9 protein-coding genes are annotated in these 11988 nt (G+C 44.7%); all 9 read left to right on the top strand.

What is annotated here, in order from left to right:
• Window position 1: 1 nt before the first annotated feature.
• The gene (locus V3S16_RS04035) at window positions 2-166 is read left to right on the top strand and encodes a Smr/MutS family protein (protein WP_413883401.1); all 165 of its coding nucleotides are present in this window, start codon (window positions 2-4) and stop codon (window positions 164-166) included.
• An 862-nt stretch (window positions 167-1028) separates the two neighbouring features.
• Complete coding sequence (locus V3S16_RS04040) at window positions 1029-1328, top strand: STAS domain-containing protein (protein WP_413883393.1); 300 nt, start codon at window positions 1029-1031, stop codon at window positions 1326-1328.
• Window positions 1329-1438: 110 nt separating this feature from the next.
• A complete protein-coding gene (locus tag V3S16_RS04045) occupies window positions 1439-4636 on the top strand; it encodes a chemotaxis protein CheW (RefSeq protein WP_413883394.1) in 3198 nt (1065 codons plus the stop codon).
• A gap of 54 nt (window positions 4637-4690) precedes the next feature.
• Window positions 4691-5146, top strand: coding sequence for a chemotaxis protein CheW (locus V3S16_RS04050; protein ID WP_413883395.1), 456 nt, complete (start codon window positions 4691-4693; stop codon window positions 5144-5146).
• 62 nt (window positions 5147-5208) lie between these two features.
• Window positions 5209-6348, top strand: coding sequence for a protein-glutamate methylesterase/protein-glutamine glutaminase (locus V3S16_RS04055; protein ID WP_413883396.1), 1140 nt, complete (start codon window positions 5209-5211; stop codon window positions 6346-6348).
• Between the two features lie 66 nt (window positions 6349-6414).
• Complete coding sequence (locus V3S16_RS04060) at window positions 6415-7257, top strand: CheR family methyltransferase (RefSeq protein ID WP_413883397.1); 843 nt, start codon at window positions 6415-6417, stop codon at window positions 7255-7257.
• A 33-nt stretch (window positions 7258-7290) separates the two neighbouring features.
• Window positions 7291-7440 carry a hypothetical protein gene (locus tag V3S16_RS04065; RefSeq protein ID WP_413883398.1) on the top strand — a complete coding sequence of 50 codons (150 nt, stop codon included), beginning with the start codon at window positions 7291-7293 and terminating at the stop codon, window positions 7438-7440.
• Window positions 7441-7989: 549 nt separating this feature from the next.
• A complete protein-coding gene (gene lpxD, locus V3S16_RS04070; RefSeq protein ID WP_413883399.1) occupies window positions 7990-9003 on the top strand; it encodes a UDP-3-O-(3-hydroxymyristoyl)glucosamine N-acyltransferase in 1014 nt (337 codons plus the stop codon).
• A gap of 903 nt (window positions 9004-9906) precedes the next feature.
• Window positions 9907-11988 (top strand): PAS domain S-box protein (locus tag V3S16_RS04075; RefSeq protein ID WP_413883400.1); only part of this gene is annotated, 2082 nt, incomplete at its 3' end.

The following is an 11988-nucleotide window of genomic DNA, read 5'->3' on the forward strand; positions in this document are numbered from 1 at the left end:
TATGGAAGAACAAATCTACTCTGTCAGAGTTATTCACGGCAAGGGAAAAGGCATACTTAAAAAAAGAGTTCAGGAACTTTTGAAAAAAAATCCCATGGTTTTATCTTTCAAAGACGCACCTTACGACGCCGGCGGATGGGGAGCGACTCTAGTAGAACTTAAGTAAAGAATCCTGGCCCAGAGGACCAGGCTTTGATTTCACCCCATAGGGATGCACCTAATCTCAAATGTAGTAAATTAAATTCCAAATATCAAACAAATAACAATGACCGAAAATAGTTTAGGAAGTGGAAAGTCCAAATAACAAGCATCAAATTACAAATAAATCACAATAACCGAAATTCAAAATAACAAACTTTGGAATTTCCTTGAGATTTGGTGCTTGTAGTTTGGAATTTCATTGGAATTTGGTGCTTGTAGTTTGGAGCTTGTTTGTTTTTTTGGTGCTTGGAATTTGTGATTTTAGACACAAAACTCTAAGGCAGAGCCAAATATCTCTGACCCCCGCAATGCGGGACAGGCTTGGCCCATCGAAGATCCCGCCATGCGGGGAAGGACCAGGTTTTTCAGGACTAAATAAAGGGTCTTGTCATTAGAAAAAGTTACATGTCGGCCTAAATCGTCAAAGAATTAGTCATACGGCGTCAATTTGCTGACGATTATGAGAAACTCTCTAAGATCTGCAGCAGCAGGCAGTCCCGTCGAGCAGGATCAGCATGTCAAGGAGCTTGTAATTTGTATTACGCTCACACCCCCCCTCTATCCCCATAAAAACAGGAAGTTAAGACACTTTCTTGCCTTTCCGGATTCAATCGGGGGCCAGGTGGCAACCGGGGCAAACAATGTGGCACGGTTTTTGAACGTAAATCATTTCAGACGATTTATTACACTGTTGAATTCGTAACTTTTTACGAGATGGTCAATGATGAGTTTAAGTGAATCTACAGAAAATTTTGATTAAATGACTTTGATTATAATAAGTTATAGAATTTTCGGGACGTCAAACCATTAGGAAACAAGAGGCTCCAATGACAAAAACAAGGGAAAAACCAGCGGAAAAGATTATTAAGCCCGGCAAAGATATCACCGCCCCTAATGCAGATACCTTAAAGAAAAAACTGCATAAAACAACGGCACAGAGTACTGTGAACCTCACCTTAGACTTTGCAGGGGTAAAGAAAATCGACCCTGTGGGCCTGAGCGTCATCATTGCCGCTCACAACACGCTAAAGAACGCCGGTGGAAAATTGACACTGAAAAACGTTTCAGATGAGTTTTCGAACTTGTTTGGAACCATGCAGCTGGATCAACACTTTGAACTGCAATAGCAGGCAAATGCAACAAGCAAAATCCCTTACAGTCGAACCCCGCCCAAGCGGGACCGTTCCGCCACAGCGAAATTGCAGGAATCTTCAAGTCGATTCAAATAGGAGTCAACATGAGCATAGAAAATGACGACGAAACCATACAGCTTTTTATCCAAGAGTCTTTAGAACACCTGGCCGATATTGAAAATGACTTTTTAGCCATTGAAGAAGCCGGAGCCAACATAGACAAGGAACTGATTAACAAAGTATATCGTACCGCTCATTGCATTAAAGGGGGGTCTGGTTTTATGGGGCTTGTCAATATCAAAAACCTGACCCATGAAATGGAAAATATTCTGGGCCAGTTTCGAAGCAGCGAATTAATCCCCAACCCGGAGAGCATCAACATTCTGCTGATAGCCGCCGATACCCTCAGGGATTTGATCAACAATATCAATACCAGCAATGAAGTCGACATATCTGAACATATTGAAGCCTTGAGTGCCATCAGCAAAGCTTCGCTGCTTGAAGAAGAAAAAACGCCTGCCTTTGAAATGATTGACATTACGTTTCCTGATGGAAAACCCGGCCTTACCGTGGCCGCAGACGAAATTTCAAGTTCCTGGAAAGAGGGAAAATATATTTATCTGCTTGAAATAGATTTAATTCAAGACGTTCATCTGAAAGACAAAACGCTTCAGGGTTTTTTGGATGAAATTCAAGACTGCGGTGCGATTCTGGGCTGCCGGATAGCTGTAGACGCCGTTGGTACCCTTGACCAGGAAGGCCTGCCGGATCAATTGCCCTTGATAGCTCTTTTCGCCACGGTCCTGCGACCAAATGATATAAATGCACTGCTTGAAATCAATGAACAATCCATTTATGATTACGAACTTGCTGAAGACATGAGCCTAAAACCTGTCGTGCAAAAGCCTGTAGAAGATGCCCTTGACTCTGATGCCAAAGAAACCATGACAGTTGAAGAAAATGATTTCATCAATGAAACTCCCGAACCGTCACCTGCTCCCGCTGAACCCTCTTGCCAAACAGCCGAAATACAAAAGGTGCCGGCAGCTAAATCCGTAGAAGTCGAGTCCAGCCTCAGAGTCAACATCAGCCTGCTCGATTCGCTCATGACACTGGCAGGTGAGTTGGTATTGTGTCGCAACCAACTCATCCAGTCAATAAACTCTAACGAACATCATACCGCGGAACTTGCTGTTCAGAGAATAGATCTGATCACCTCTGAATTGCAAGAGGCCATCATGCTGACCCGCATGCAGTCGATCGGAAATGTTTTTAATAAATTCCCTCGTGTGGTGCGCGATTTGGCAAGGAACCTGGGCAAGCAGGTTGAGTTGTCCCTGGAAGGCAAAGAGGTTGAGCTGGATAAAACTATTATAGAAGCCATCGGTGACCCACTGACCCACCTGGTTCGAAATGCCGTGGATCACGGTATCGAAATGCCTGATGACCGCCAGAAGGCGGGAAAAGATACCAGCGGCAGAATTTTTTTAAAAGCATACCACGAAGCAGGACAGGTCAATGTCGCCATCTCCGACGACGGCAAGGGACTCGATGGCGAAAAATTGGCGGCCGCGGCCGTGGCCAAGGGCCTGATAACTGGCGATCAGGCCCGCATGATGTCGGAAAAAGAAAAGATCAATCTGATTTTTATGCCCGGCTTTTCCACCGCGGAAAAGGTGACCGATGTCTCCGGCCGTGGAGTTGGCATGGATGTTGTTAAGACTAATCTGGACAAACTGGGCGGAGTTGTGGAGATCGACTCTGAACTCGGGAAGGGAACAACGATTCGGATAAAACTTCCCCTGACCCTGGCCATTATTCCCAGTCAAATCATTGCCACCGGAGGAGAGCGCTATGCCATTCCCCAGGTCAACCTGGAAGAACTGCTCAGAATCCCTGCCGGCCAGGTCAAAGACAAAGTAGAGATAGTCGGAGATGCGGAAGTCGTCAGGTTGCGCGGGAATCTTCTTCCCCTGGTACACCTTGCTGATGTTATCGGCGTTGAACGCACTTATTTCGACCCTGATACGCAAGAGTTGAAAAGCGACCGGCGGGATAGTATCGCCGACCGAAGATCTAATAAGAACCCTCTATTTGACGAAGATCAACCCACAACTAAAGCCCGTTGGAGCGAAGCGGAAATCCCGCTGAAAGCGGGGCAACACCAGGCTCGCAGCCCGCAAGACCGGCGCTACCATGCTGCCAGTGCACTCAACATCGTAGTAGTTACTACAGGTGCCATGAAGTACGGATTGGTCGTCGACAGGCTGAATGATTCCGAAGAAATCGTCGTCAAACCGCTGGGACGCCATCTCAAGCAATGTAAGGGGTACGCCGGGGCAACTATTATGGGTGACGGTCGCGTAGCACTTATACTGGATGTGGGCAATATCGCAAGGATGGCAGGATTGATTTCCCTGGACGGCACTGACAGGGCCGCGGAAGTTGCCAAGGAAACCGATGATACCATCCGAGCTAACAAAGACAAACAATCCCTGCTGGTATTTAGAAGTGCTAAAGACGAACAATTTGCCGTTCCTTTACACCAGGTAGAACGCGTTGAAAAAATCAAAAAGACAGATATCGAAGAAGTGGGCGGTAAACGGGTGATGCAATACCGCGGCGGAAGCCTTCCTTTGTTTGCTATTGCAGAGGTTGCTCAGGTCAAACCACTGGCAGACGAAGAAAACTTTTTAGTTATTGTTTTTACCATTGCCAATAGAGAAGTCGGCCTCCTGGCTACGGGCCCTGTGGACGCTACGGAAATATCCGCTGAAGTTGACGACAGCACCCTCAAGCAGCCGGGTATTTTGGGTTCTGTCATCATCGGCGCTCACACCACCTTATTGGTAGACATCTTCGGCTTGGTTCAGGCTCTGAATACGGAATGGTTTTCCGGTTTCAAACCGGTTGCGACACTCGAAAGCAAGGCGCCCACAATCTTATATGCGGAGGACTCTAATTTTTTCCGCAACCAGGTTAAGGATTTCATTGAAGATATAGGCTACAACGTTATCGAGGCTGAAGACGGAATGATCGCCTGGAATCTACTCCAGGAGCATGCGGAGAAAATAGATCTGGTAATCACGGACATCGAGATGCCCAATCTTGACGGCTACGACCTTACCACCAAAATCAGACATGACAAGCGCTTTGCCGGACTGCCGATTATAGCCGTAACCTCTATGGCGGGAGATGAAGAAATCGCTAAAGGAAAAGTAGTCGGGATTAATGAATATCAGATCAAGCTGGACAGGGAGAAACTAATCGACAGCATCCATCATTATCTGCAAAGAAAATAGTTCCCGGCAGCGGATATCAGCGGATAAATATGGATAAAAAATGAGGCAATAGCTATGACAGAAACATCAGCAACCAAAAACAATAATCAGTTAGATCTTGCCACTTTCTATGTGGGTAATGCTCTCTGCGGGATGGACATACTAAAGATTCAGGAAATTAATAAACTCATCGAAATGACCAAAGTGCCCCAGGCACCTGAGTATGTCTTGGGCATCCTGAATCTGCGAGGACAAATAGCGACCATTATTGACCTTGGCATCAAGATTGATCTCTCTGGAACCGAGTTGAACGCTAACACGCGCAATATTATTGTTAATTCAAAAGGAGAATCCATAGGCTTACTGGTGGAGCGCATCGGTGATGTGGTCAGAGTTAACAGTGCAAACTTGGAACCGCCGCCGGCCAATATCGGTAGGGTTCATGGTAAATTTTTTAAAGGCGTATTCAAAACCCAAAACCGTTTGATTGGAATTCTGGATATTGAAAAGATTCTCGAAGAAGAAATTTAGGTTTTAGTCATTGGTAAAGATAAAATCTAAAAACATTGAAATATAAACAAGGCAAATGACGAGTGGCAAATGACAAACCCCTAAAAGTATTGATAGTAGACGACACCGTGATCTACCGCAAAATCGGTCGCGACGTCCTGGCGGAATTGCCCCATGTGGAGGTAGTGGGCACTGCCCATAATGGGAAGGCCGCCATTATCAAAATGGCTTCCCTGAAACCGGACCTTTTGATCCTCGACATCGAAATGCCGGAAATGAATGGGCTTGAAGTCCTGGCTCATATAAAAACAGCAGCGCCGGATGTGGGGGCCATTATGCTCAGCACGCTCACCCAGGAAAGTGGTGGGCTGACCATGAAAGCGCTGGAACTGGGAGCTTTTGATTTTATACCCAAACCGCAAGAAGGCAGCATCGCTGAAAATACGGCGGCCATAAAAAAAACCATTGCTCCTATGCTCAAGGCCTTTGCCCGCCAAAAAGATATAAAGGATATTCTCCAGGGTAAAATCCATGCCTCTGCCGCCGAATCGGTTGAAAAAAGACCACAGGACTCCGCCAAGATTGTCCAACGCATGCGCGCAATCACTGACCGTCAAAGAGGAAACTCAGAGGTCGTGGCCATCGGCATTTCCACGGGAGGGCCCAAGGCCCTGGCACAGATGATGCCTAAAATTCCAGCAAGACTGGGAGCGCCTATATTAATTGTCCAGCATATGCCTCCTTTTTTCACACAGTCTCTGGCCGATAGCCTAAACGCCAAATGTTTTCTGGAAGTCCGGGAGGCGGTTGACGGTGAGACGCTTAGACCCAATATTGCCCTTATAGCACCCGGTGGAAAACAGATGAAGGTCGCGGTTGCGCCCGACGGCAAGGCCAGGGTTGTCAGAGTAACGGATGATCCCCCGGAGAACAGCTGCAAGCCTTCCGTCGACTATCTAATGCGATCCATAGCCCATCACTATATTGGCCGGGCAACAGGAGTTATCATGACCGGCATGGGTTCGGATGGTCTGCTTGGGCTGAAATTGATGAAACGCAACGGCGCGACTATTCTGGCGCAGGACGAATCAACCTGTGTGGTTTACGGTATGCCCAAAGAACCAATTGAAGCCGGTATCGTTGATGTTATTGCACCACTCGATAAAATTGCAGACGAAATCGCTAGAACTGTAGGTCATTCGTCATTGGACAATGGTCCATGACTATTGGCTAATGACCAATGATAAGTGACAAATGCCAAGTGACAAGTACCAAGTGACAAGTGACAAATGAAAAAGATCAGTCCCGATGAAATTAAAATCATCGCCAAATATATCCACGATATATCCGGTATTTTTTTGGATGAGAGCAAAGCTTACCTTTTGGAAACCAGACTGGATAGAGTCATTAAAGAAAACGGCTTTTCATCATTCATCGAACTTTATCGTCAGGCCAAAGCAGACGGCACCAAATCAATAGAAAGAAAAATCATCGACGCCATTTCCACCAATGAAACCACGTTTTTTCGTGATACCAGTCCCTTTGATGTGCTGCAGCACAAAATTCTGCCCGATCTTATTGACCTACGTTCTGCCAACTCTTCCAGTTTTTTGCCGCCCCAAATCCGCATCTGGAGTGCGGCCTGCTCCACCGGCCAAGAAGTATACAGTATTGCCATTGTATTGAAAGAACTCCTGCCGGATCTCAATAAATACAACATTACATTATTGGGCACAGACATATCTGATGCCTCAATTTCCCAATCCAGCTACGGCTCATACAACAAGTTTGAAATTGAACGCGGCCTTCCACAGGAAAAATTAATCAGATATTTTTCTCGTAAGGGCGATAACTGGAAGATTAAAGATGATATCAGAGCCATGGTGAAATTTAGCAAACAGAACCTCATGCTGCCATTAAACGGTCTGGGCAAGTTTGACATTGTGTTTTGCAGAAATGTAGCCATTTACTTCAACACGGAGGATAGAAAAAAACTCTTCGATAAAATCGCCGATATATTGGACCCTGACGGATATCTGATTATAGGCGCAGCCGAATCCTTGACCGGCGTTTGCCCCCGCTTTGAGCCCAAAAAATACATGAGATCTATATTTTACCAGTTGAAGGGGTGAAGAATAGTAAAAATACTTCATTGGAGGTAAACCATGGACATCACTGAGTTTAATGCCGGCCAGACCATCCAGAAGCTGGAACTCACGGTGGCGCAACTGCAAAGTCAATTATCTGAAGCTGAAAATGTACAGTCTCAGAAAGGTATTGATTCCTCCGCGCGCGCGGTTAGCCTTAAAAGGTAACACCTTGAGCGTGCAAAGGGGCTCTCGGTAAATGGCGGGCATTTGAAAGAAACACTGACCAGACATTGGGCTGGAGAAATAGTGTAAACAAAAAGAAATGTCGAGTTTGAGATCAAACTATTCAAACAAGGGGCGTGTGGGCAAGCACTTAAGTTTCGGTTGAATGGGAAGGTTCTCGAAGGAAATGCCATTGCTGCCAACCGGACTCGGGTCCCTTTTCAAGGCGAACGCCGCAAATCCGACCGTCCGGGATGAGAGGGGGGCTTGCGGAAACGTTAGTCATGGTGGAATTAGGAGCCCACTGCACAAACCGAAAGGGTGCATAATGGAAACTCTCCACCTAAAGCTGAGCGCGCCGTATTTCTACCCGACCCCGAGTTTATATTTCCTCAAGACAAATCTCAGACCTTCCATTTAATCCTCCCAGAAACAGGGATTTTAAGCTATAAAATTTGCGCTTGCTTTTTTACGGCTGAAGATGCAAACGTTCATATTGATTCATACCCGGAAATATTAATGCAAAACTCAGGACGTTATTCAGGAGCAATTATGAAACAATATACAACCGAGCAGATTAATCAAGCGGTAAACGGTACAATTGACGGCAGTCCGACGATCATGATCACAGGTGTAGAACAAATATCCGAGGCAACGACAAACCAGCTAACGTTTATTGGGGAGAAGAAATACATAAAATTATGGGACCAGTCACGTGCTTCTGCCGCAATCATCAATGACAGCCTGGATGTCGAGCCGGGACAGGGCCGGGTGCTTATACGTGTAGCCGATGCCGATCTTGCTTTGGCAGACGTCCTTCGACTGTTTGAGACGGCACCTCCAAAATGTGGGCCTGGTATCCATTCAGCCGCGGTGGTCGACTCCACAGCCGTAATCGGCGAAGGTGCTGCAATCGGAGCCAGCTGTTATATCGGGCCTGGTGTTGTTATCGGTGCCAATACCAAGCTTTATCCCAATGTCACCGTGCTGGATGACACCAGCATAGGCAGTGAGACAATTATCTGGTCCGGTACGGTCATACGTGAACGCTGCCGGATAGGGAATCACTGTATTATCCATCCGAACGTGACAATTGGTGCCGACGGCTTTGGTTATCGACCGTCACTGGATGGACAAGGCCTGGTCAAGATCCCTCAAATCGGTACGGTTAAGATTGGTGACGGCGTTGAGATTGGGGCAGGAAGTTGTGTTGACCGGGGTAAGTTCAGTGCCACAACGATCGGCGACGGTACGAAAATAGACAACCTTGTTCAAATCGCCCATAACTGCAAACTTGGCCGATTTTGTGTGATGGCCGGCCAGTCCGGACTGGCCGGATCCGTAACGTTAGGTGATGGCGTTATGATGGGAGGGGGTGCGGGAGTTAGAGATCATGTGACCATTGGTGATGGGGCGAGACTTGGCGGAAACACCGGCGTTATAAGTGATGTGGCGCCGGGAAAAACACTTCTCGGGGTTCCTGCAAACGACCATCGGCAGACGTTGCGGCTATGGGCAGCACAAAAACAACTTCCTGATCTTATTAAACAGATGAAGAAAAAATAGGTGCCAGTTCCCAGATTTAATTAGAAGCAGTTTCTGCAAGAAAGTCTGGTTTGAGGCAGGAAAATTCCATATATTGCGCTCCGGCCTTTGAAACCAAAATGCATGATGCCTGCCTTTAAGACGTAACAAAATGATAATTGACCTTTAAAAGTTCACGATTACGTTAGCCAATCGCAACTATTAGGGTCTTAGAAAATTCCAAAAGACGATACTAATCATCAGTATCAGATACCTGAAGACTACGGCTATCTATCCCTCGCCCGGAAACATCAAGGAAAACTGAGGAATGTCATTAAATTTTTCCACATCAACCACAATTTTTTTTAGTAATATAAAAATCTTAGTAGAAACCCATCCACCATCCCAATCCCCCCTTTCCCTCTTCCCATACCTAAATCGTATCACAAGGCATCGGAACCATAAGATATGTACTGCTTTGGCAAGATATCACTAAAATTCGAGTTTAAATTTAAGCGGAAATTCCAATTTTCTGTTAAACTTCCAATTTGTAATAGCTGTTTTCAATTTAACTTAGGAATGGCACAAAATGTGAATAGAATGAAGTCATTTTATTAAGCCTCAAAATCAGCTTAAAATTCATTCAAGCCTAAACATTTCTATTCTTTATTATTTAACGAAAGTCCGATTATCTTAGACTTTTTCCGATTTTATCGAACTTTTTCCGATTTTATCGAACTCCCTTCTCCTTTCATACCATTAATTACATTTCTTGTTATTTGTAACATGTTAATATTATTGCATTTATAAATTTATGCTAAATTAGTATAATTTGGCACATTTTTTGCCAATTTACTACATTGTAGCACTAAGAGCGATAAACGAAAAGTAATAGGGTATGTAACTCATGAAACCACATACAGACAAATATCAGAAAAAGAAACCATGACGATTAAACAAAAACTTTTAGGACCGGTATTCATTTTGTCTTTTATCATCTGTGCCATGTTTCTGGTGACACTGTGGATATCCGGACATCAGAAAGATGACGGACTTGTGATCAATCTGGCGGGACGGCAGAGAATGCTTACACAAAAAATGACGAAAGAAACGCTTCATTTTCAGTCTGTACGACTAAAGGATGAAAAGGAGGCGGAAACAATTGCGAAACAGATAAAAAACACCATAGCTGTCTTTGATAAAACCCTAACCGCTCTCATTAATTCAGGTGATGCGCCTTTGAGCCTTAACCTTGATGATACTAAATACAGACATTGCCCCGGAGCAACTGAGCCGGCCCTTTCACAGTTGAAAAAAGTCCAGGATTTGTGGAGAGTGTTTTCTGTAGACCTTGTATCAATAATTAATAATTCTTCCACGGCAGATGAAAAAATCAGAAGGATATTGAAAAATAATGTCCCCCTTCTTAAAGCGATGGACAGCGCTGTCGGGATGATGCAGAAACAGTCGGAAGCAAAGGATACGTTACTCATAACATCACAGATTATAGGTATTACTATCAGCATATGCTTTGCAGTATTTGGGATTATAGTTATCAACCGTGTTACAAATCTTCTCAACGCTGAAATTACCAAGCGCAAGGAGACGGCGGAGACCCTGCGGGATAGTGGGGAGAAATATCGTACACTTATCGAAAATGCTGGTGAAGCCATTATAGTGGCTCAGGATGGAATGATTAAATTTACCAATCCCAAAGGGGAAGAACTTTATGGTCGTTCACGAGAAGAATTAACCTCAAGACCCCTTACATATTTTATCCACGAGGAAGATCGGGAGATGGTTGGAGAACGCCACAAAAGATGGCTTAAAGGTGAAGAACCTCCTACTACCTATTCTTTCAGGATTGTTGATAAAAATGGGAATACCAAGTGGGTGGAACTCAGTGTGGTATTGTTTTCTTGGGATGATAGACCTGCTACATTATGTTTTATGACGGACATCACCGAAAAAATGAAAATAGAAGCCCAACTCCAGCAAGCACAGAGGATGGAGTCAATAGGCACCTTAGCAAGCGGCATAGCCCATAACTTTAACAATATACTTATGGGTATCATTGGGAATGCTTCTTTAGTGCTTGATGAGATCGATACTAATCATCCCAACTATATAGCCCTAAAAAACATTGAGGAACAAGTTAAAAGCGGTTCCAAACTAACCCACCAGCTTCTCGGGTATGCAAGGGAAGGAAGATATGTAGTTAAGCCCCTTAATCTGAGCCACCTGGTAAAAGATACATCTGATACTTTTGGTATCACCAAAAAAGAGATTAGAGTTCATCAAGATCTTGTTGAGGATTTATTAGCAATTAAGGTAGACCAAGGTCAGATTGAGCAAGTCCTTTTAAATTTATATGTTAATGCTGCTGATGCCATGGCCGGAGGCGGAGATCTTTATTTAAAGACGATGAATGTAACCGATAAGGATATGACTGACAAGCTCTATGAGCCAAAGCCTGGAAACTATGTCTTGCTGACTATCCGAGATACGGGTGTAGGTATGGACAAAGAGACTAGGGAACGCATCTTCGAACCATTCTTTTCAACCAAGGGGTTTGCTGAAGGCACGGGACTTGGTCTGGCTTCTGTTTACGGTACTATAAAGGGGCACGGTGGCTATATCGATGTAAGTTCTGAAAAAGACAATGGAACGACTTTCAGTATTTATTTCCCTGCTACAGAAGAAAAAGTTAAAGGCAAAAAGGAGCAGCCTGGTGAGCTTAAAAAGGGCAATGGGAGAATCCTGTTTGTTGATGATGAGAATATGGTTCTTAATGTCATAGGAAAAATGCTGAGAAAAATGGGTTATGACGTCTTATCAGCTAATAATGGCCAAAAGGCATTAGATCTTTATAAGCAAAATCAAGGCAAAATTGATCTGGTTCTTTTGGACATGGTGATGCCGGATATGGGCGGCGGAGAAACTTATGACAAACTCAAAAAAAACAATCCAAAAGTAAAAGTCCTGCTAGCAAGCGGCTATAGTATCGAAGGCCAAGCAACCGAAATT

It is taken from the genome of Candidatus Desulfatibia sp., from assembly GCF_036446775.1.
Taxonomy (GTDB): Bacteria; Desulfobacterota; Desulfobacteria; order Desulfobacterales; family UBA11574; genus Desulfatibia_A.